The organism is Nocardioides salsibiostraticola (assembly GCF_054783655.1).
In genome coordinates this window covers 252,683-273,824 of the sequence record NZ_BAAGQD010000017.1, presented here as the reverse complement: position 1 = coordinate 273,824, position 21,142 = coordinate 252,683, and the positions used below count along the sequence as shown (strand labels likewise).

Sequence of the window (21,142 nt, the reverse complement as noted above, 5' to 3'; positions counted from 1 at the left end):
CTGAGGCTCCGGGGAGATGGTCAGGCCACGTCCTCGGAGACGACCTTCGGCGCGTTCACATCGGCCGGGAGGGCGGCCTTGGCCGCAGCCACCAGCGTGTTGAACGTGGCGACGTCGTTGACGGCGAGGTCAGCGAGGATCTTGCGGTCGACCTCGATCTCAGCCAGGTGCAGGCCCTGGATGAAACGGTTGTAGGTCATGCCCTGCGCGCGAGCCGCAGCGTTGATCCGCTGGATCCACAGCTTGCGGAAGTTGCCCTTGTTCTTGCGGCGGTCGTTGTAGCTGTAAACCAGGGAGTGAGTGACCTGCTCCTTGGCCTTGCGGTAGAGCCGCGAGCGCTGACCACGGTAACCGCTGGCGCGGTCCAGGGTAGTCCGACGCTTCTTGTGGGCGTTTACTGCGCGCTTGACGCGTGCCATGGTGATTCTCCTTCAGACGATGTGCAAGTGCGGTTTCCCGGGTCTGGGGCGGAGCCCCAGCGGGGGTACACGGGGGCGGAGCCCCCGGGCGGTCAGATACCGAGCATCTTCTTGGCGCGGGGGACGTCGGCCTTGGCGACCTCGACGGTGCCGGTCAGCCGACGCGTCACCTTGGAGGACTTCTTCTCCAGGTTGTGACGCTTGCCCGCCTTCTCGCGAAGGATCTTGCCCGAACCGGTCACGCGGAAACGCTTGCCGGCACCGGAGTGGCTCTTGCTCTTCGGCATCTCATTCTCTCTTTCGTCGTACGGGTGGTCGTGACGGTGGTCTCGACCGGTGGATCCTGAAGCGGGTGGGCCTCAGGTTAGAAATCAGGCTTCGATCTCGGGGTCGAGGTTCTCCGAGCGACCGCGTTCCTTCTTGGCCGCGACGGGCTTGCCCGCGTTGTGCGCGGTGCGTTCGGCGCGTTCCTCGTCCTCCTCGGCGATCCGTTCGGCCGCCTTGGTGGCCTTCTCGACCTTCGCCTCGGCCTTGGCCTCGGACTTCTTGCGGTGCGGTCCGAGGACCATCACCATGTTGCGGCCGTCCTGCTTGGGAGAGGACTCCACGAAGCCCAGTTCGCTGACGTCTTCCGACAACTTCTGCAGCAGACGGAAACCCAGCTCGGGACGGTGCTGCTCACGACCACGGAACATGATCGTGATCTTGACCTTGTCCCCGGCGCGCAGGAAGCGGACGACGTGACCCTTCTTGGTCTCGTAGTCGTGCTCGTCGATCTTGGGACGAAGCTTCATCTCTTTGATGATCACGTTCGTCTGGTTCCGGCGAGCCTCGCGGGCCTTCTGGGCGTTTTCGTACTTGAACTTCCCGTAGTCCATGAGCTTGCAGACCGGGGGGCGGGCCATGGGGGCGATCTCGACGAGGTCGAGATCAGCCTCCTGGGCAAGGCGCAATGCGTCGGCGGTGGGAACGATGCCGACGGTTTCGCCGCTGGGGCCAACGAGTCGGACCTCCGTGACGCGGATCCGGTCGTTGATTCGAAGCTCGGTGCTGATGGGTCCTCCAGTGTGTCTCGGGGCAGGGTCAGAGAGAGTCAGAACATGTGCCGTGGTGGGCAAATGAAAAAAGCCTCCGCTGTTCCAAGCGGAGGCCAGTCGCGCCCACCCCGTTTCCGGAGCGGATCTCGCATGTTCTGGTCCACGGGCACACCCGGAGGTGTACTTCATAGGCCGGAACCTGCGTGACGGGACCCGACGACCTGTGATGCTGGGCGGTCGATGCGGGTGGGAGATCGTGATCCCCGCTTGTGTGACCGGTCCGAGAGAACTGTGTGAGCCACTCCCAGGCCGATCGGTCAGACCCGAGGCTACCCGATCACTGCGAGGACGGCCGAATCCAGGCCGAACGATCGCCGACCCGCTGAAGTGACCACCCCTCGGCGAAGCCGGTGAGATCGTCCCCGGCGACGACTACCTGCACGGGACCGGCGACGTCGATCAGGAGAGCCGCCGCTCCCTCCTGGACGGCCGAGGCCGCGGCCACCTGCGCGGTGACCGGGACCGGCCTCACCTCGGCGTCCCAGGCGGCCATGGTCTCGAGGCTGGTGAAGGCGAGCAGGGCCTGACGACCATCGGCCCCGGTCAACAGGACCGTGGCCATGTCGCTCGACTTGTCGTGAGTGAGTCCGGCGGCGTCGACCTCCACCTCACCCAGGACCGCCACGACCGGGACGATCAGTCGCGCCGCCTGCAGGGCACGCAGAGTCTCGGGGAAGAGACCGGGATCCGCGCCGTACGCCGCGAGGGCAGTGGCCACCTCGGCAGCAGCGGCACCCACGTCACCCGAGAAGCCGGGGTCGGGAATCGATCGCACGCCGCGACGATAGGTCAGCCGACGGTGTTGTTCCAAGGCGCGCTCTATGGTTGAGGCCCGAGGAACACCTGATGAGGAGGCGTGGACATGGACGATGTGACGTGGGCGGCGCTGACCCTGACCCTGACGGGTCTGTTGGCGGTCGCCACCTGGTTCCTCTACCAACGACGAGGAATGGGTGCCGGGCTGAAGGGCGCCGCGCTGACCCTGCTGCCCCTGGCGGCGTACCTCACCGACACCCTGCGGATGTTCACCCGGATCGCGACGGCCGTCGGTGACTGGGCCACCGGGCTGGTCTTCAGTCCCACGGTGTGGATCGGGATCGTCCTCACCGGGGTCGCCGGGCTCCTGTACGCCGCAGGGCGGGCCGTCGAGGCGAGGCGAAAGCCCCGATCACGCCCGTCGCGGCGATCACGCAAACTCGACGCCGCGGCCGATCCCCCGGCCCCGGCGGTCGGGTCACGCCCCGCGAAGGGTGGCAAGAGCGACTCGGCCGACGACGAACTGGACGAAATCGAGGCCCTGCTGCGCAAGCGCGGAATCACGTGAGTGGACTGTCGGGTGAGATCGCACGGAACCGACTCTGGACGCGGCTGAACCACGCCGTCGCCCACGCGGAGACCGCACTCCCCTCACCGCTGGCCGTGGTGGACCTCGATGCCTTCGACGCCAACGCCGCGGATCTGACTCGTCGCGCGGCGGGCACGCCCATCCGGCTGGCCAGCAAGTCGATTCGGGTGCCCGCGTTGCTCGAGCGTGCCTTGAGCCTTCCCGGGTTCTCCGGGGTGCTGTGCTTCACGTTGGCCGAAGCCCTGTGGTTGGAGGAGCAGGGGATCAGCGAGGACCTCGTCGTGGCCTACCCCACGGTGGACAAGGCGTCTCTGGTCCGTCTGGTTGCTTCTCCCCGGGCCGCTGACCGGATCACGATCATGATCGACGATCCGGCCCATCTCGCGGTGGTCGACTCGGTGCGTTCCTCCCAGGCGGTGCCGGTGCGAGTGGCCATCGACATCGACGCGGGGCTGCGCACCGCAGGGCAGCACATCGGACCCAAGCGTTCGCCGCTCGCCGACGTCGACGCCGTGGTGGCCCTGGCCTCGACCGTCCTGGCCCGCCGGGGCTTCCGGTTGGTGGGCGCCATGACCTATGAGGGCCAGGTTGCCGGGGTGCCCGATCAGGTTCCCGGGGAACGGGCCAAGTCGTTGGTGGTGCGACGGCTCAAACAGCTATCGACGACGCAACTGCGCGAGAGACGTCGGTCCATCGCCGAGGCGCTGGCCGGTCTCGATGCTCTCAACGAGGTCGGCGGTCTGGAGTTCTGGAACGCCGGGGGCACCGGATCGATCGAGGACTCGGCCGCCGACCCCGTCGTGACCGAGGTCGCCGCGGGGTCCGGTCTGTTGACCCCCACCCTATTCGATCACTACGTCTCCTTCCGCAGTCAACCGGCTGCGTTCTTCGGCCTGCCGGTCACGCGTCGACCCGCGCCCGCGATCGCCACAGTGCACGGCGGCGGGCTGGTGGCCTCCGGGGCGGTGGGCGCGGATCGTCTGCCGACCCCCTGGGCTCCGGCCGGGCTCCAACTGACGGGGCTCGAGGGGGCCGGTGAGGTCCAAACACCCCTGACCGGACACGCGGCGGCGGGTCTGGAGATCGGTGACCTCGTGTGGTTCCGCCACGCCAAAGCCGGGGAGTTGTTCGAGCACGTGCGCGAAGTCTCCCTGTTGAGCGGAACCGCCTTCGTCGATCGGGTGGCGACCTACCGCGGCCATGATCTCGCCTTCTGACCCCGCCGCGGTCGCCGACGCGATCCTGAGGATCGCCCGAGCCCGACCCCCCACCCTGGGCGCAGGACGACTCATCTGCATCGACGGCCCGGCCGGCGCCGGGAAGACGACATTGGCCCGCCGGCTCGCCGAGCGCACCGGTGGGGCGGTGGTCCACATGGACGATCTCTACGACGGGTGGACCGGCCTGGCGGCACTGACGGTCCAGCTGCCCACAATTCTCGACGCCCTCTCCGACGACTCCGCAGGGACCTACCGACGCTACGACTGGACCCTCGGGCGCTACGCCGAGACCGTCACCGTCCACCCCTGCCCGTGGTTGATCCTGGAGGGGGTCGGCTCCGCCAGCCGAGCCCACGCGACGCTGGCCACCGTTCAGGTGTTCATCGACGCCCCGGCGGAGGAACGACTCGAGCGGGGGTTGGCTCGAGACGGTGAAGCGGCGCTTCCGCATTGGAAACGTTGGATGGTCGATGAGGCGGGCCTCTTCGAACGCGAACGCCCTGCAGACCGTGCTGATGTGCTCGTGGACGGCACCGGTCGCACACCCCCGGTGGTCCGCGGTGACCACGCGTAGGGCGTGGCGGTCAGTCCCTCACCGGATCGTCGGACCCCGGTCACGTCCGTGACCTACTATCGCCCCGTGGATGTGTCTCGGAACAGCGCGGCGGCTCTCGGCATCATGCTCATCCTCCTCGGGTCGGGGCTGGTCGCCGTGGTGGCACAACCCTCATCGGCAGGCACCGCCTCCACGGCGCTGTCCAGCGCCGCCTCTCCCAACATCCGTACGGCACCGGCCCTTTCGGCGGCCCGACCGCGCAAACCCAACATCGTCATGGTGATGGCCGACGACATGCGGGCCGACGACCTCCGGTGGATGCCCCAGGTCCGCAAGCTCGTCGGCCGCGACGGGTTGAGCTTCGACAACTCCTTCTCCCCCTATCCCCTGTGTTGCCCCGCCCGGGCGTCGTTCCTCACCGGGCAGTACGCCCACAACCACAAGGTCTGGTGGCACGAGGCGCCCGAGGGGTACGCCGCCTTCGACGACTCCCGCACCCTGGCGACCTCGTTGAGCCGAGCCGGCTACCGCACCGGATTCATCGGCAAATACCTCAACCGCTACGGAGCGGCAACCTCCCGGGTGAGCGGCGGGCCGTCGTACAAGTACGTCCCCCGCGGCTGGGACGACTGGCGCGCGGCGATCGAGAACCCGAGGCGGGACGGGATCCACGGCGGCACCTATCAGTACTTCGACACACCGTTCAACGTGAACGGCAAGGTCGACAACAGCTACCGGGGGCGCTACCAGTCGACGGTGATCGGGGACTTCTCGGTCGCGATGACCAAGCGGTTCAGCAAGCAGAAGAATCCGTTCTTCATGTACGTCAACTACGTCGCGCCCCACCACGGCGGCCCCCGGGAACCCGGCGACGTCTCCTCACTACGGGACCGGAAGGGCAACCGTCAGTCCTTCGTCACCCCGGCCCGCCCCCGCTCGGTGTGGGGGAAGTTCGACCGGATCATCGATCGCGGTGCGGGCATGCCGAAGAACGGTGGACCCGCCGAGAAGAACGTCGCCGACAAGCCGCGCTTCTTCCGGTCGCTCCCCGAGCCGAGCCGCAACGAACGCGCCGCGCTACGCAACGTCACCCGCCAGCGGGCCGAATCGATCTACGTGATGGACCGCAACATCGCTCGCCTGATCAAACAACTCAAGAAGTCCGGGGAGTGGAGCAACACCGTCTTCATGTTCACCTCCGACAACGGGTACTACCTCGGCGAACACCGCAAGCGCTCCGGCAAGGTCCGCGCCCATGAGCCCTCCTTCCGGGTGCCGTTCCTGGTCACCGGACCGGGCATGCGGTCCGGTGAGACCCGCTACGAACCGATCACCACGATCGACGCCTCGGCCTCCATCCTCGATCTCGCCGGTGCCGACGCCCCTGATCTGGCCGACGGGCAGAGTCGCGTCGCGACCATGCTCGGCGGTGATCAGGGTTGGGTCACCCCGATCGTCAACGAGGCCACCAATCTGGAGGGTCGGAAGTTGCGTTCGCCCGGCTTCAACGATCGGCGGGTGGCCATCGGGATCCGCACCGCCCAGTACTCCTACATCCGTAACCGCACCGGTGAGCACGAGCTCTACGACCTCGTCCGCGATCCCCTGCAGGAGAAGAACGTCTTCACCTCGAAGTCCTACCAAGCTGAGCGACGGACGCTGACGCGCGTGTGGAAACAGTTCAAGGACTGCGACGGCCCGCAGTGTCTGAAGCCTCTACCGGAGGGTTTGCAGACCGACGCGAGGACGACCCGGACGATGGGTAAGCAGTACTGGCGGGACTGGCGACAGACCTACGGTTTCTAGTCTTCGAGGACCGTAGACTCGGTCCATGCTTTCCCATGGGCTTTCCCCCAGCGGCATCCAGTTCGAGATCGTTCACGGTGGCTACCGCGCCGTGGTCACCGAGGGCGGGGCCGCCCTGCGCCACCTCTCCCACTCCGGACGGGACCTGATCGACGGATTCGGTGAGGCGGACCAGGCCAGTGGTGGGCGAGGCCAGATCCTGATGCCCTGGCCGAACCGCATCCGGGACGGCCGATACTCGGTCGGAGGTGTCTCCCACCAGTTGGCCCTCACCGAACCCAAACGGTCCAACGCCTCCCACGGACTGGTGCGCTGGGTGGCCTGGACACCGGGTGAGCACACTGCTTCCTCGGTGACTCTGTCCCACCGGCTGATGGCCCAGAGTGGCTACCCCTGGGTGCTGGACCTCGTCCTGACCTACCGTTTGGACGACGACGGGCTGCACGTCACGCAGAGCGCCACCAACCGCAGCGACTCCCCTGCTCCGTTCGCGTCCGGTGCCCACCCCTACCTCACCGCGGGCCCCGGACCGGTCGACACCTGGGAACTCACCCTTCCTGCCGCCACGAGGTCGCTGGTCGACGAGCGGTTGCTCCCGGTCGGCTCCGAACCGGTGGAGGGCACGGCGTACGACTTCCGGGTGCCGCGCATCCTGGGGAGCACCGAACTGAACGACGCCGTCACCGACCTGACCCGCACCGAGCAGGGCGTGGCCGTCACCTCACTGGTCGACCCCGCCACCGGCGACGGGGTCTCGCTGTGGGTCGACGAGCACCACCGGTGGCTGCAGGTCTACACCGCGGACGACGTACCGGCCACGGCCCGTCGATCGATGGCCGTGGAACCCATGACCGTCAACGCCGACGCCTTCAACTCCGGACAGGACCTGGTGCTGATCGAACCCGACACCACCTTCGCCGCCCGCTGGGGGATCGTCGCGATCTGAGCGCGAGCGCCACACGCCTCACGCTTGCAGCGGCCACGCGGGAAGTGCCTCGACCTGGAGTCGGCACCACGGGCTGATCTCCCGGCGACCGCTGAGCACTCCCTCGCGGAAGTCGGACCAGTCCACCCATTCGTGGTGCTCGACCTCGTCGGGGTCGGGGCGCAGATTCTCCGGGTCGGGGCAGATGCCGACGAACACCGGGCAGCACTCATTCTCGACCGTGCCGTCCTCCATGACGGCCCGGTAGCGGAAGTCGGGTACGACGACGCGCAAGTTCGTCACGAGGGTGCCGAGCTCCTGCTCCATCCGTCGTACGACGGCCGCCTCCATCTCCTCACCCGGACCCGGATGCCCGCAACCGCTGTTGGTCCACACCCCCGGCCAGGTGCGCTTGGACAGCGCCCGCTGGGTCAGGAGGAAACGACCTGCTTCGTCGAAGAGGTAGCAGGAGAACGCCAGATGCAGCGGCGTGTTCTGGTGGTGCACCGCGGACTTCAGCGCCGTCCCGATCGGTTGCCCCGCCTCGTCGAGCAGCACCACTCGTTCGGGGCCGATCTCAGGGCCGATATCCGGATCGATCTCAGAGCCGCTCACGCTGGCCTGGCCAAAGTGTTGACCGCGAGCGGGAAGACGCCGGGCACGTACTGCGCGGCGGCCACGATCCGCCGCCGGAGAATCGGCACCCGGGTGAGGTTGACCAGTCCCTTGGTGAGCAGTTCATGGCGGCGGACCAGGGAGCGGGCGGCCGCGTCGTACCGTTCGGGTGCTCCCGCTCGCACCGCGTCGACCGCGGCGGCGGCCTGGGCCACACCCAGGGCGATGCCCTCGCCCGTCAGAGCGTCGACGTAGCCGGCGGCGTCCCCGACCAACAGCACTCTGCCGGCGCGGCGGCTCCGCGCTCGTTGCCGCAGCGGCCCTGCGCCGCGCACCGCAGACAGGTCCTGACCCTCGAGTCGCTCGGAGAGTGCTGGGAAGTGCTCGAGCAACTCGGTGAAGGAGCAACGACGAGACGTGAGTACGGCGACCCCGACCTCGTCCTGCGCGACCGGGGTCACGTAGGCCTCCCCCACCGCCGACCAATGCACCTCGACGAAGGGGGTCCACGGGGTGAGCGCGACGTGGACGCGTTGTCCGTAGCGGCGGGTCCCGGTGGCCGGCACATCGAGTCCGATCAGGCGGCGGACCGGCGAGTGCAGACCGTCGGCGGCGATGAGGTAGCGCGTGGCCTCGCCGTCGACGAGCAGGTGATCGCCCTGGTCGGTCACCTCACGCACCGCGGGTCCTGCCACGATGACGCCCGCCGAGTCGACGGCGCGCTGCAACTCGGCGTGCAGCGTCGTACGACGCACGCCCAACCCCTCGGCCCCGCGGAATCGGGCCTGGGCGGTGTGGGTGCCATCGACGTACCGGATGCCCTCGATGCGGTGTCCGACCGGATGGATCCCCAGATCGCGCAGACGCGCGACCGCACCGGGCATCAGGCCCTCCCCGCACGCTTTGTCCAACACTCCCGAGCGCGGTTCACGCACGGTCACGTCGAGACCCGCACGTGCGGCGTACAGCGCGGTGACCAGACCGACGGGGCCGCCGCCGGCGACGATGAGGTCACGCATCGGCGCGACGCTCCGCGACCGGATCCTCGAACGGCGGCAGGGTCGCCAGGGCTTCGTTCTCGACGCGGAGTCTTACGGTGAGGAGCGCCGCGTTGGCGATCGTGAACACGACGGCGGTGATCCACGACGCGTGGACCAGGGGCAGGGCGACCCCCTCGATGACGACGGCGACATAGTTCGGATGGGCGAGCAGGCGGTAGGGCCCCGACTGCACCGGCGGCCGTCCCGGTACGACGATGACGCGGGTGTTCCACCGCGGGCCCAGGCTCGTGATGCACCACCAGCGAAGCGCCTGGGCGCCCACCACCACCGCCACCATCGACCAGGCGAGCGCGGCAGGCACCACCGGTCGGCGTACGAACGCCTCGATCAACATCGCCACCAGGAAGCCTGTGTGCAGCACCACCATCACGAGGTAGTGGCGCTGGCCGGTCTCGATCCCTCCACGGGCGAAGCTCCAGGCCGCGTTGCGCTTGGACACCACGAGTTCGGCGAGCCGCTCGAGCGCGACCAGCGCCACCACGATGACGAACGCAGTCAGGGTGGTCATGCGGGGCCCGACCCTTCGCTCGGGGCGCGCAGCAAGACCAGTTCGGAGCAGAATCCGGGTCCCATGGCCATCAGCATCCCGTAGGTGCCCGGCGTGGGTGGCCGGTCGGCCAACGTGTCGGCGAGCACGTGCAGCACCGATGCGGACGACAGGTTCCCGACCTGCGCCAGCGATCGGCGGGTCATAGCCAGGTCGTACTCCTCGAGATCGAGAGCGTCGCGGAGGGCGTCGATGACCTTCGGCCCGCCGGGGTGGCAGACCCACCAACCGATGTCGGCACGGGTGAGTCCCTGATCGGCCAGGAACAGATCGACGTCCTCGCCGATGTAGTGGCCCACGATGTCGGGAACCTGTGCGTCCAGCACGATCCGCAACCCGGATCCGCCGACGTCGAAACCCATCGTGCGTTCGGAGTTCGGGTAGAGCCGGCTCCTGCTCGCGAGCGTCTCGATGCCGGGGGAGACATTCTCGCGCCCGGTCCCACACGCCACGACTGCCGCGGCACCGTCGGCGAAGAGTCCGCTGGCCACGAGGTTCGCCATCGACACGTCGTCGCGCTGCACGGTCAGGGAACACAGTTCGACCGCCACGAGGACGGCGACCTGGTCCGGGTGTCCGGTCAGGTAGTCCTCGAGTCGAGCGACGCCGGCCGCCCCGGCGACGCAGCCGAGACCGAACAGGGGGACGCGCTTCACGTCCGGCCGCAGCCCGACCACGGACGCGATCCGAGCTTCCAACGACGGCACGGCCAGCCCGGTGACGGTGGCGGAGATGATGAGGTCGACGTCGGTAGGGGTCAGGTTCGCGGCCTTCAGCGCGTCCTCGAGCGCCCGGGAACCCAGCGCGACCGCGTGCTCGATGAACAGATCGTTGGTCTGATCGAAGCTGGTGAGCTCGCCGTACTCCTCGATGGGCAGGACGGTGTGTCGGTACTCCACACCAGCGTTGGCGTGGAGTCGTGACAGGACCCGCTCGTCCACGGTCCCGCGGGCGATCACGTCGTTGAAGGCCGCCGTCACCTTGGCCTGCTCCGTGCGGTGAGGTGGCAGCGCGCCGCGGACGGAAAGGATGCGCATGTTCATGGGTGTCTCCTCGGTCGTGCAGGGGCGGGGCTGGGCGAGCCGGACGGCTCGGGGCGGTTGCGGACGAGTGAGGTGGCCAGCCCGAGGGCGAGCCGTGGGGTGATGCGCCCGTCGCCGAGGCCGAGCTCGACCACGTCGTCGAAGACCCGGGGGTCCCGGTGGGCGGCCCGGATCCCGGCCCGGACCATCACCGGATGCCGGGAGATGCCGGCGGCGGCCCACGTGTGGTGCAGGTGGGTGTTGAGCCGTTGCCGCACGCTGGCGCGATAACGCTGCGCGGCAAGGGTCGGTCGGCCCTCACGCACGGCGGCAGCCGCGGCCCGTCCGGCCAACATCCCAGTCAACACGGAGTAGTAGATCCCCTCGCCCGTCATCGGGTTGATCAGGCCAGCGGCGTCACCGGCGAGGAGAACGGTTCCGTCGGGCTGTTCGCGGCCCCAGCCACGGCCCGACAGGGGCAGGTGGTGAGCGCGCCACCCTGTCCCGGTGGCCACGACCCCGGGGATCAACTCCTCGAGTTGCTCGAGCAGAAGGTCCTTGGTCAGATCGGGACCGGCCAGCTCGCCGTACCCGACATTGGTCAGGCCGTCTCCCCGGTCGAAGGACCAGGCGTACGACGGCTGGGCCCGTTTGCCGTACCGGATGAGTTGGCGTCCCGCGAGGTGTGCGCTGGTCGGGGCGTAGCCGCGGATGGCCAGGGCGCGGGCTCCCCCGGCGGCTGGTCCGCTCCCCCGCACGACCTCGCGCACGACCGAGTGGGCACCGTCGGCTCCGATCACCACCCGGGCGGTGAACTCCTCATCGATGACGGTGAGTTCGCCGACCCGTCGCAGATCCCGCACCCGATGCCGCCGCAGGACGGCCCCGGCGCCCACCGCACGCTCCACGATGCGGGCGTCGAAGACCTGTCGGGGGATGACCCAGACCGAACGGGCCAACGCGCCCTCCACTCGTTGTCCCTCGCAGGAAAGGTCCAACCGGTCCAGGGGTGTCCACCCGTCGACCACGTCTGCGGCGCCGAGTTCGGCGAGGACGTCGACCGCGTGCGGCGCGATGCCGTCACCACAACACTTGTCACGCGGGAACTCCGCGCGATCCAGCAGCAGGACCCGGGCGGTGGGTGACTCGGTCAGGGCGCCGAGGGCGGCGGTCGCCCCGGCGGGGCCGGCTCCGACGATGACCACATCCCAGGGGTCCCCGGGAGCGGACTCGGTCGGGCTGGGCATGTGGGCCGGTACCCCGTTCGGATCGGACACTCCCATCCTGCACCGGCCGTTTCGACTCAGCCGTCGATGAGCAGTCGCAGGGTGCGTACCGCCTGCTTGGCCCGCTCGCCGTCGGAGCCCTGGATGCCCAGCACCGAGACGGTGTGTCCATTCGAGAGATCCAGGGTCACCCACGGGGCTCCTTGCGGAAGACGGACGGCCACGATCTCTTCCCACACGTAGTGGTGGTGGCGGTATCCGTTGATCACGACCAGCCCGTCGGTTCGGGCTTCGGCTCGAGATCGGACCAACGCGAAGAGGGCGGCGTACCCCCCGAGGAGCAGAGCCAGAGCGGTCCCCCGCTGGAACCCGTCGATGGCCTGCTTGGTCTGGTCGTCGAAACTGAGCCACATGGCCACGAACACGACCAGGAGCGCGCCACCTGCGACGTACCCGGCGATGCGGGGACCCAACGGACGGTAGATCTGCGGCAGGAGGACGTCGTCGCGCCCGGAGGACGGGCGGTCGGGATCAGAGGCGGCAGGCATGGATATCGGTGAGCAGGATGCCTCGGGCACCGAGGTCGTAGAGGTGGTCCATGAGTCGCTGGGCCCCGTCGCGCGGAACCATCGCTCGGACCGCGACCCACCCGTCCTTGTGGAGGGGCGACACGGTCGGGCTCTCGATGCCCGGCGTCAGCGCGATCGCCTGCTCGACGTCACTCTCGGCGATGTCGTAGTCCATCATCACGTAGCCGCGGGCGACCAGAACGCCCTCGATGCGCCGCCGGAAGATTCGGAACCCGTCGGGTTCGTTGCCCGACCGGCTGATCAGCACCGCCTCGGACTCCAGGATCGTGTCGCCGAAGGTCTCCAGGCCGGCCTGGCGCAGCGTGCTCCCGGTCTCCACGACGTCGGCGATGACATCGGCGACACCGAGTTTGATGCTGTTCTCCACGGCGCCGTCCAGGCGGGTCACCGTGGCCTCGATGCCGTGCTCGGCGAGGAACGCGCGCACCACCCCGACGTACGACGTCGCGATGCGGGCCCCGGCGAGTTGGGACAGGTCGTCGTAGACCCCGGCGGGACCGGCGAAGTGGAAGCGACTGCGGCCGAAGCCGAGAGGCATCACCTCCTGGGCCTGGGCGCCGCTGTCCAGCAGCAGGTCACGGCCGGTGATCCCCAGATCCAGGGTGCCCTCGCCGACGTACAGCGCGATGTCACGGGGCCGCAGGTAGAAGAACTCCACACCGTTGTCGTGGTCGACCAGGCGCAGTTCCTTGCTGTTCGTGCGCTGGCGGTACCCCGATTCGCGCAGGATCTCGATCGCGGAGTCGGAGAGCGAGCCCTTGTTGGGGATCGCCACCCGCACCAGTGGTGGGTTGGTGGAGCCGGTCGTGGGGCCGGTGGTGGAGCTGGTCATGGGTGCCTTCTCAGAGGTGGGCGTAGACGTCGTCGAGGTCGAGTCCGAGGCTGATCATCAGCACCTGGGCGTGGTAGAGCAGCTGGCTGATCTCCTCGGCCGCCCGCTCCTTGCCCTCGTACTCCGCAGCCATCCAGGACTCGGCAGCCTCCTCGACCAGCTTCTTGCCGGTCGCATGGACTCCCGCATCGAGTTGCCGAACGGTGCCGGACCCGACGGGTCGGGAGATGGCCTTCTCGCTCAGCTCGGCCCAGAGTTCATCGAACGTCTTCACGAGGCCTAAGACTAGGTGCAGGGGGTTAGTTACTGACCGTCGCGTCTACTACCGGACCGTTGTAACGGTCCGGTAGTAGTAACAACGGTCAGTAACCTACGACCGCGACTACTCTCCTGCCATGAGCGCAGGCGAGGTCGTCCAACGTCAATGTCCGTTGTGCGAGGCGCACTGTGGGATCCGGGTCGAGGTCGCCGACCAGCAGGTGCTCCGGATCGAGGGAGACCCGCAGGACGTCCTGAGCGGCGGGTACATCTGCCCCAAGGGGACCGCTCTGGCGGCGTTGCACGACGACCCGGATCGGCTGCGGACCCCCTTGAAGCGGGTGGGCGACGAGTTCGTGGAGATCACCTGGGATGAGGCCTTCGAGTACGCCGGCACCCGGCTGCGCACTCTGCGCCGCGAGCACGGGCGAGATGCGGTGGGGGCCTACCTCGGCAATCCGACCGCGCATTCCTCAGCGGTGTTCGCGATCGAAGGACTCAAGCGACTGCTGCGCAGCAAGAACATCTTCTCCGCCGCCTCGATCGACCAGTTCCCGCAGTACCTCGCCGCTCACGAGATGTTCGGCGACCACACGGTGCTGCCCCTGGTCGACATCGACCGCACCGATCACCTGTTCATCATCGGCGCCAACCCGGCGGTCTCGAACGGCTCCATCACGACGATGCCGGACGCCCGACGTCGGGTGAAGGCGGTGCGCGAACGCGGTGGACGGGTCGTGGTCGTGGACCCGCGGCGTACCGAGACGGTGCGGTTGGCCGACGAGCACGTCGCGGTGCGTCCGGGGTCGGATGCCCACCTCCTCCTCGCGATGCTGCACGTGCTGTTCGCCGAGAACCTCATCCGTCCGGCTCCCTGGGTCGACGGTGTGGACGAGGTACGCCGTCTGGTGGCCCCCCACACTCCGGACCTGGCGGCGGAGCACTGCGGTGTGGAGGCCCGGACCATCGAACGACTGGCCAGGGACTTCGCCGCTGCCCCCTCGGCGGTGGCCTACGGCCGGCTCGGCGTCTGTCACTCCGAGACGGGCACCGTGACGGCGTGGCTGGTCACCGTCCTCAATGCGGTGACGGGCAACCTGGATTCGGTGGGCGGTGCCATGTTCGCCACCCCGCCGGTCGATCTGGGCAAGGTCCTGCGTCTGATCTGGGGCCCATCGAGCCATGACACGTTCCGCAGTCGTGGGTTGGACCTGCCGGACCTGAACGGCGAACTCCCCCTGGCCGCGTTGGCCGACGAGATCACTCGTCCCGGGCCGCGGCAGTTGCGCGGTTTGATCGTGTGCGCGGGCAACCCGGCGCTCTCGGCCCCGGACGCGCGTGCGGTCGGTGAGGCGTTGGGTCAGCTGGACCTGCTCATCTGCGTCGACCTCTACCTCACCGAGACCTCGCGGATGGCTGATCTGATCCTGCCCCCGGTCAGCCACCTCGAACGCTCCGAACTCGACGTGGTGTTCCCCGCCTTCAGCGTCCGCAACAACGCGCGATGGTCACCCCGTGCGATCGTCCCGGAACCGGAGGGTCGCGAGGACTGGGACATCATTCTCGGACTGGCCAAGGAACTCGTGTCCGGTCCCGGCTCGGCACTGGCCCGCCGCGCGCTGTCGGGGGTCCTGAAGGTCGTCGATGCGCACCGCGTCGTCGACGCGCTGATCTTCGTGGGTCCACAGGGTCCGCTCAGCCGTGATTCGTCCGGTCGCCGTCGCGGTCGCGCCGGACTGACCGCGGCTCGCGTTCGTCGTACCCCCGGCGGAGTCGACCTCGGCCCGCTGGAACCGCGCCTGGCCTCGGTCATCCGCACTCCCGACAAGCGGGTCCGGCTCGCCCCGCCGAAGTTGCTCGCTGCGGCCACGGCGTTGTCGGCCTCGCCGTCGTCCAACACTGCGGACTTCGACCTGCAACTCATCGGCCGACGACACCTGCGCAGCAACAACTCCTGGCTGCACAACATCTCGGCGATGGTGAAGGGGCGCGATCGGTGCACCGCCCTGATGCACCCCGACGACGCTGCCGCCCGCGGTCTCACCGAGGCCGCGACTGTGCTGGTCGCCTCTTCTATCGGCTCGATCGAGGTGCCGTTGGAGATCAGCGACGAGATGCGTACGGGGGTGGTGAGCATTCCCCACGGGTGGGGGCACGACCGACCCGAGGCCGGCTGGACGACCGCGAACCAGCACCCCGGAGTGAACGTGAACGCCATCGTGGACGCCACCCTGGTCGACCGGCTCTCCGGCAACGCCGCCGTCAACGCCACGATGGTCTCGGTGACCGCTGCACCCGTCGCGGGCGTCCGCGATTTCGTCGAGACCACCTCGAGGTAGGCACGCTCGTACGCCGAAGGCCGGCTCCGAGTGACGAATCTCGTCACCGGAACCGGCCTTCTGGCGTGCTGCGTGGGGTGTTCAGCCACGCTGGGACCCGGCGCGGCGTGCGGTCGCGATACCGCCGGCGCCGGCCAGGGCCGCTCCGCCGACGAGCATCCAGACCAGGCCCTGGGTGTCGGAGTCGGTGGTGCCGAACTCGCCGGTGTCGATCCGGGTGGGGGTGTCGATCTCGGGGTCTCCGCCCTCACCCTCACCGTCACCCTCACCATCGCCGCCTCCATCGGGGCAGTCGACCTCGCACGGCGGGTCGGTCGGGTTGACCAGGTCACCGGGGCCCTCGAAGCCGTCGTCGTCGGGGCAGTCGACCTCACACGGCGGGTCGGTCGGGTTCACCAGATCGTCGGGTCCCTCGAAGGGGTCCTCGCCGGGCTCCGGGTTGACCAGTCCCCCGGGATCGGTGGGCTCCGGGGAGACCGGAGGCAGGGTCAACGAGTCGGGCGACGACGGCGAGACCGGGGTCTCGGCCGTGGCGGCTCCGGCGCCGAGGGCGAGGACCGCGACGCTGAGAGGAGCGGCGGCCAGGGCGAGGGCGGCGGTGCGGATGATGCTGTTCATGATGATCTCCTAGGGCAGTCAGTTCGATGGGTGCTGGTGGTGTTGCGGTTCGTGGGTAGGAGTCGCGGCCGAGAGGTTTCTGACAACTTCTGAACGACTTTTCTCGATTTCTTTTCTGCGTTCAGACCAGTCGGGCGTAGACGATCGTGTTGTCGGGGTATCCCCCGACGACGGGGTCGCGGTCGCCGCCGCAGGTGATCAGCCGCAGCAATCGCTCCTCGGTGTCCGGCCAGATCCGGTCGTAGGGAAGCTCCTCCTTGGCCACGTCCTCGGACGCGGTGACCACGAAGGTGCTGGAGCCCCGGGAGTGTTCGACGGTGATCTCGTCACCGGGGACCAATGTGGCCAGGTCCCAGAAGACGTCGGGCCCGTCGGGCCCGTGCACGTGCGCGACGATCACCGCTCCGCCCGAAGCGCCGGGACGCGGGCCCTCGTCGTACCAAGCGACCCGGCCGAAGTCGGGGACGGTCATCGAACCGTCGGCGTTCAGCCCGACCGGTGAGAGATCGTGATCCACCCCGATCGCCGGGACGCTCACGTGCAGGGGTCGACCGACCTCCGCGGGCTGCGGCGAGTTGTCGGGTACGACGCGCGCGGGGTCCGTCGCCTCTTGGGCCAGCGTCGGCGGCGACACCGGAAGTGGATGCCGTTGATCCAGGAACACGATGGCGAGCAGAGCGGTGAGGACCAGAACGGCGAGGGCGACGCTGGCGCCGAGGAGCCGGGCCTGGACGCGGCGGTTGACCGTGCTGGTGGACGGGTGAGATGACGGGCGAGTGGACATGGGGTGCCTCCCAGGGTGCGGACATGGACACCGGTGGGAGGCGTGGAGGGCCGGTTTCCTTACAGGTTTCGCACCCGCACGATCGTGGACTCAGCCGGGGCAGGGGGTGACGGCGCCACTGCCTTGCCGCTGCGCCCGATTGCCCTGGTCGTCCACCGCGGTGACGACCAGGTCGATGGGGCCTCCGGGGAACGGTCCCAGACCGGCGTACCACCGATCACCGCGCTGAGTCATCGGCGCTGTGCCGCGCACGGCTCCCGTGCTCCAGTCGAGGGCCACCTGGTCGACCCCGGAATCGTCGGTCACCGGCACCGAAACCGTCACCCTGCGCCCGGTGGAGCACAGTCCGTCGGTGAGCACCGGTGTGCCGATCACCGGCGGGGTTGGTGGCGGGGTGGTCGGGGTGGTTGGTGTCGTCGGGCTGCTGGGTGGGACCGGGGTGCTGGGTGAGGCCGGGTCGGGTCCGTCGGACGGGACCGGTTTCGGGGGCTCGACCGTCGGGGGCTCGACCGTCGGGGGAAGGCTGGCCGGCGGGGGCGCGGTCGTCACCGTCTGGTCTTCGACGGCGGGCGTCGTCTGCTTTGACGGGGCAGGGCTCCTGTTGGGTGAGGCCGGGGGCGCCTTGGACGGGACCGAGGGCTTCTCGGTCCGCGGGACACGGCTCGACACGGTCGTGTCGGACGTCGAGGCGACGGCCGCGTCGACCGCGCGGACGACCTCCGTGTCCGGGCGCAGCAGCAGTGCGCTCACGACCACGCCGGTCACGACCGTGGCGGCCACCCCGGCGGTGATGGCGGTCGCTCGACGTCGGTGGCCGGCCGGAGTCGAGGGTGTGCGGGTGACCGGCGCGCCGGAACGGGGGCTGCTGAGGGCCGCCACCAACCGGGGGTCCTCCAGCACCCGGGACCGCAGAGCCTGCGGCGCCGCCAGAATCGGTACGGCGCCGAGCAGAGCCAGCGGGCTGGCCACCAGGCTTCGGCGACGGGTGCAGACCTCGCACGCATCGACGTGACGAGCCACCCGCTTGCGCCACAACGGTGAAAAGCGTCCGTCCCAGTCGGTGAGCACCGTCTCGAGCTCCGCGCAGTCACGTCGGCCCAGCCGCGCCACGAGCAGCGCGCCCAACGACCGCTCGACCTGCCCCCGCAACCGGTGCAACGCGGTGTAGGCGTTGCCCGCGCTCATCCCCATCGCCTCTCCGAGTTCGGCGCCCTCCAGTCCGTGGCGCAGATGCAGATCCAGCAGCGCCCGGTCGCGTGCGGCCAAACCGGCCGCGGCGTCCCACACCAGAGCGGCGAGTTCGTCGTGCTGCGCCTGCTCCTCCGGCGTCTTGCCCTGGTCCGCGAGCCGCATCAGTTGATCCTCTGCGTCGTAGGCCACCCGCGACCGAGCGCGGAGACGTTTGCGGCACTCGTTGCGGACGATGGAGTACAACCACGGGCGGAGGAGGTCGGGATCGCGCAACTGGGTGATCCGCTCGGCCGCCAGCACGAAGGCGTCAGCGACCGCGTCGAACGCCTCGTCGCGGTTGCGGAGTTGGCCAGCCGCGAAGTCGTAGAGACGGTCGACATAGCGCTGGTAGACCTCGGCGAAGGCCGCGTTGTCGCCGTCGAGAACTGCGGCCACGAGCGCGGAGTCGGACCTGTCGTCGTTGTCGCGCACCGTGACCTCCTGGGCTTCCTGAGGGTGCTCACGGAAGTAGGAGTCCCCAGCATGGCCCGAACTCACATGTTTTCGCTAGGAGTTTGTCCCAGCCCAGTCGGTCACCCGACGCTCAGCGAGCCGCCCAGTGGCTCTCGACGCGGGCGGCGCTGAGCTCGCTCTCGTAGACGGCCACCTGGTCGATGCTGCCGTCGAAAGCGGCGCTCGGATACCCCGAGAGGAGCGGTACGCCGCCGGAACCGACACGCCACCATCCGGCGTACTCCCCGGTGCGGGTGGTCTTCCCCGACGCAACTGCGAGGCCGTCGACGTAGATGACGGCGTCCTGCCGGTTGCCACGCGGAGAGGCCGTCACGACGAGATGATGCCAACCGCCGTTGTTGTAGGCCTGCGGGGACGTGATGGTGGAGTAGGGACCGGACTCGATCCACCCGCCGTACTCCAGCCGACCGTCGGTCCGCATGAAGACGTGCCGGTCGGCGGAGAGCGAGGACGCGTTGCGGGTGCTCTCGAACCCGATCAGCTTGCCGCCGTTCTTCGTGGTGGTCTTGAACCAGAGCTCGAGGGAGAAGGTCGTGGGGTCGGAGATGGCGGGACCACCGGTCACCAAGCGTCCTGCGCCACCCAGCTTGACCGCGAAACCGGCGTTGTCGGGAAGCCCGTTGGTCTGACGGTAGGCCGAGACGGCCGCGAAGGTGCCGGGCCGGGCGTTGCCGGAACTGTCCGCCGCAAGGCTGCCCGAGGCCTCGTCGACCTGGTAGTAGGCATAGGGGGTGTCGACCAGCACCTGATCGGTGTAAGGCTGTCGCGGGGCTTCAGCCACGCTCCAGGTGTTCGAGCCCGTGATGGATCTGGACGTGAAGGCAGCCGTCGCCGTGTGGGTGCCGGAGATCGCCATCCCGGTCGCGGTCACGATCGCGAGACCACCGGCGAGTGAGCCGCCGCGACGAACGCGCCGGATGAGGGCCCGTCCCGAACGAACGGGCCGACGCCCACCCCCGGGGTGATCCCCGTCGACGTGCTCGTCACGGCGACGTCGGGCCAGGACGAGGGCCGCGGCCGTGGCGAGAAGCCACGCTCCCCCGGTCAGTAAACGGCCGTCGGCCAGCCACACGACCGGCCGCCCGATCAACGGAACGAGCAGGCGCGCCTGGGCGTCCAGGTCGGAGGACGTCACCGGCGAGGCGTCATAGGTGGCGTTGGCGTCACCCGCCGTCGCGAACTCGCCGCCGCCGAGGTTCTCCACCACGCGGTGGAGCAGCAGCTCGTCGCTCTCGGGCTTCGCCGGGTTGGGGAAGACCACGACCCGGCCCAGGGGCACCTCGGAGGCCGCATCGAAGGGCTGCGCCACCACCACGTCTCCGACGGCGATGGTGGGCTCCATCGAACCGCTGCGCACCACGAAGCCCGACCAGGTCAACAAGGTGGGTAACAGCGCCACCGTGAGCAGGGTCAGGAGAAAGGCGACGTAGGCCCTGGCCAGCACGTGTCCGATGAACCACGAGCCGCCCAGGATCCTGTCCCTGCGTTCGTCTGCAGGAGAAGAGATGACGTCAGCTGCTCTGCAGTTCCCACTGGAAGTCGATACCCGTGTGCGAACCCTGCAACAGGTTGATCTGTGTCTGAGTCAGACCGACCGTGTCGAAGGTCCACGTGATCGAGTAGGTGCGCGATTGCGTTCCGGAGTCGACGTCCCAGCCGCCGATCCCGGCGTCGTAGCTGTTGGAGGCCGCGAGGTCGGAGAGGGAGGTGTCGGAAGAGGCGGGGATGACGTCCTGCCCCTTGACGTAGCCCTCGCAGGTGGCGAAGCTGCCGCCGGTTCCCGAGGACACGACGATCTTGATGTGGTCCTCGAGCCCGGCCGGGGACGTCACCGGGTTGACGGCGTAGCCCTTGACCGTGCCGGGCACGCTGGCGTTGGCGGTGATCTTGATGCACTGGGTGCCGGTGGCCTCCGGGGTCATGGCCCCGACCTGGAAGCGCGATGCGCCGGCGTCGTCGTCGGTGAGGGTGACCGAACCGGTGGCCCAGTCGTTGCCGGAGTTGCGGGTGGTGCCGCTGAAGGCGGCGTAGGACGACTGCCAGATAAGACCGGCCGCCACGATCACCGCAACGGGGGTGGCTGCGGCGGCGGCGAACTTGGCGGGTCGAGACGTGGGGATGCGCACGTGGGGGATGCTCCTAAGCATGGTGGGGGTGATGAGCGCACCCTGTCCCGGA

General features: G+C 68.9%; 23 protein-coding genes. 6 read left to right on the top strand and 17 right to left on the bottom strand.

Annotated features, from left to right (window positions below):
* Positions 1-20 precede the first annotated feature (20 nt).
* The 4 genes from rplT to ACYVLV_RS11945 form a co-directional block, all read right to left on the bottom strand.
* The gene (gene rplT, locus ACYVLV_RS11960; RefSeq protein ID WP_460810200.1) at positions 21-419 is read right to left on the bottom strand and encodes a 50S ribosomal protein L20; all 399 of its coding nucleotides are present in this window, start codon (positions 417-419) and stop codon (positions 21-23) included.
* Between the two features lie 92 nt (positions 420-511).
* Positions 512-706, bottom strand: a complete 195-nt coding sequence (gene rpmI / locus ACYVLV_RS11955; protein ID WP_460810199.1) for a 50S ribosomal protein L35 — start codon at positions 704-706, stop codon at positions 512-514.
* Between the two features lie 84 nt (positions 707-790).
* Positions 791-1,516 carry a translation initiation factor IF-3 gene (gene infC / locus ACYVLV_RS11950; protein WP_460810253.1) on the bottom strand — a complete coding sequence of 242 codons (726 nt, stop codon included), beginning with the start codon at positions 1,514-1,516 and terminating at the stop codon, positions 791-793.
* A gap of 277 nt (positions 1,517-1,793) precedes the next feature.
* The gene (locus tag ACYVLV_RS11945; protein ID WP_460810198.1) at positions 1,794-2,291 is read right to left on the bottom strand and encodes an SseB family protein; all 498 of its coding nucleotides are present in this window, start codon (positions 2,289-2,291) and stop codon (positions 1,794-1,796) included.
* 87 nt (positions 2,292-2,378) lie between these two features.
* On the opposite strand from ACYVLV_RS11945, the gene ACYVLV_RS11940 reads away from it, so the two are divergent.
* The 5 genes from ACYVLV_RS11940 (at position 2,379) to ACYVLV_RS11920 (ending at position 7,389) form a co-directional block, all read left to right on the top strand.
* Positions 2,379-2,840, top strand: a complete 462-nt coding sequence (locus ACYVLV_RS11940; RefSeq protein WP_460810197.1) for a hypothetical protein — start codon at positions 2,379-2,381, stop codon at positions 2,838-2,840.
* Positions 2,837-4,078, top strand: coding sequence for an amino acid deaminase/aldolase (locus ACYVLV_RS11935; protein ID WP_460810195.1), 1,242 nt, complete (start codon positions 2,837-2,839; stop codon positions 4,076-4,078). Before ACYVLV_RS11940 ends, ACYVLV_RS11935 begins: the two co-directional genes overlap by 4 nt.
* Positions 4,062-4,655 carry an AAA family ATPase gene (locus ACYVLV_RS11930; protein ID WP_460810194.1) on the top strand — a complete coding sequence of 198 codons (594 nt, stop codon included), beginning with the start codon at positions 4,062-4,064 and terminating at the stop codon, positions 4,653-4,655. Before ACYVLV_RS11935 ends, ACYVLV_RS11930 begins: the two co-directional genes overlap by 17 nt.
* A 66-nt stretch (positions 4,656-4,721) precedes the next feature.
* Complete coding sequence (locus ACYVLV_RS11925) at positions 4,722-6,443, top strand: sulfatase family protein (protein WP_460810192.1); 1,722 nt, start codon at positions 4,722-4,724, stop codon at positions 6,441-6,443.
* Positions 6,444-6,468: 25 nt separating this feature from the next.
* Positions 6,469-7,389 (top strand): aldose 1-epimerase family protein, encoded by a 921-nt coding sequence (locus ACYVLV_RS11920; RefSeq protein WP_460810191.1) that lies wholly within the window; start codon positions 6,469-6,471, stop codon positions 7,387-7,389.
* 18 nt (positions 7,390-7,407) lie between these two features.
* On the opposite strand, the gene idi is transcribed toward ACYVLV_RS11920, so the two are convergent.
* From idi to ACYVLV_RS11880, 8 genes are read right to left on the bottom strand one after another with little or no spacing between them, the layout of a single operon-like run.
* On the bottom strand, positions 7,408-7,983 hold the full coding sequence (idi, locus tag ACYVLV_RS11915; protein ID WP_460810189.1) for an isopentenyl-diphosphate Delta-isomerase: 576 nt from the start codon (positions 7,981-7,983) through the stop codon (positions 7,408-7,410).
* Entirely contained in the window at positions 7,980-9,002 is a 1,023-nt protein-coding gene (locus ACYVLV_RS11910) for an NAD(P)/FAD-dependent oxidoreductase (protein WP_460810186.1), read from the bottom strand. The genes idi and ACYVLV_RS11910 overlap by 4 nt, the downstream gene beginning before the upstream one ends.
* Positions 8,995-9,552 carry an isoprenylcysteine carboxyl methyltransferase family protein gene (locus ACYVLV_RS11905; protein WP_460810184.1) on the bottom strand — a complete coding sequence of 186 codons (558 nt, stop codon included), beginning with the start codon at positions 9,550-9,552 and terminating at the stop codon, positions 8,995-8,997. The genes ACYVLV_RS11910 and ACYVLV_RS11905 overlap by 8 nt, the downstream gene beginning before the upstream one ends.
* Complete coding sequence (locus ACYVLV_RS11900; RefSeq protein WP_460810183.1) at positions 9,549-10,634, bottom strand: type III polyketide synthase; 1,086 nt, start codon at positions 10,632-10,634, stop codon at positions 9,549-9,551. The genes ACYVLV_RS11905 and ACYVLV_RS11900 overlap by 4 nt, the downstream gene beginning before the upstream one ends.
* Complete coding sequence (locus tag ACYVLV_RS11895; protein WP_460810182.1) at positions 10,631-11,860, bottom strand: NAD(P)/FAD-dependent oxidoreductase; 1,230 nt, start codon at positions 11,858-11,860, stop codon at positions 10,631-10,633. The genes ACYVLV_RS11900 and ACYVLV_RS11895 overlap by 4 nt, the downstream gene beginning before the upstream one ends.
* Before the next feature lie 56 nt (positions 11,861-11,916).
* Entirely contained in the window at positions 11,917-12,387 is a 471-nt protein-coding gene (locus ACYVLV_RS11890) for a PH domain-containing protein (RefSeq protein ID WP_460810180.1), read from the bottom strand.
* Positions 12,371-13,261 carry an ATP phosphoribosyltransferase gene (hisG, locus tag ACYVLV_RS11885; RefSeq protein ID WP_460810178.1) on the bottom strand — a complete coding sequence of 297 codons (891 nt, stop codon included), beginning with the start codon at positions 13,259-13,261 and terminating at the stop codon, positions 12,371-12,373. Before hisG ends, ACYVLV_RS11890 begins: the two co-directional genes overlap by 17 nt.
* A gap of 10 nt (positions 13,262-13,271) precedes the next feature.
* Entirely contained in the window at positions 13,272-13,535 is a 264-nt protein-coding gene (locus ACYVLV_RS11880) for a phosphoribosyl-ATP diphosphatase (protein ID WP_460810177.1), read from the bottom strand.
* Positions 13,536-13,656: 121 nt separating this feature from the next.
* On the opposite strand from ACYVLV_RS11880, the gene ACYVLV_RS11875 reads away from it, so the two are divergent.
* Complete coding sequence (locus tag ACYVLV_RS11875) at positions 13,657-15,858, top strand: molybdopterin-dependent oxidoreductase (protein WP_460810175.1); 2,202 nt, start codon at positions 13,657-13,659, stop codon at positions 15,856-15,858.
* Positions 15,859-15,939: 81 nt separating this feature from the next.
* On the opposite strand, the gene ACYVLV_RS11870 is transcribed toward ACYVLV_RS11875, so the two are convergent.
* The 5 genes from ACYVLV_RS11870 to ACYVLV_RS11850 all read right to left on the bottom strand — a co-directional run bounded on the left by ACYVLV_RS11870 (position 15,940) and on the right by ACYVLV_RS11850 (position 21,090).
* Positions 15,940-16,476 (bottom strand): hypothetical protein, encoded by a 537-nt coding sequence (locus ACYVLV_RS11870; RefSeq protein ID WP_460810172.1) that lies wholly within the window; start codon positions 16,474-16,476, stop codon positions 15,940-15,942.
* A 121-nt stretch (positions 16,477-16,597) separates the two neighbouring features.
* Positions 16,598-17,260: a class F sortase gene (locus tag ACYVLV_RS11865; protein WP_460810170.1), complete on the bottom strand. Its 663-nt coding sequence runs from the start codon at positions 17,258-17,260 to the stop codon at positions 16,598-16,600.
* A 90-nt stretch (positions 17,261-17,350) separates the two neighbouring features.
* Entirely contained in the window at positions 17,351-18,988 is a 1,638-nt protein-coding gene (locus ACYVLV_RS11860; protein WP_460810169.1) for an RNA polymerase sigma factor, read from the bottom strand.
* A gap of 46 nt (positions 18,989-19,034) precedes the next feature.
* Positions 19,035-20,408: a signal peptidase I gene (locus tag ACYVLV_RS11855; protein ID WP_460810168.1), complete on the bottom strand. Its 1,374-nt coding sequence runs from the start codon at positions 20,406-20,408 to the stop codon at positions 19,035-19,037.
* Between the two features lie 67 nt (positions 20,409-20,475).
* A complete protein-coding gene (locus ACYVLV_RS11850) occupies positions 20,476-21,090 on the bottom strand; it encodes a hypothetical protein (RefSeq protein ID WP_460810166.1) in 615 nt (204 codons plus the stop codon).
* Between the last annotated feature and the right edge of the window lie 52 nt (positions 21,091-21,142).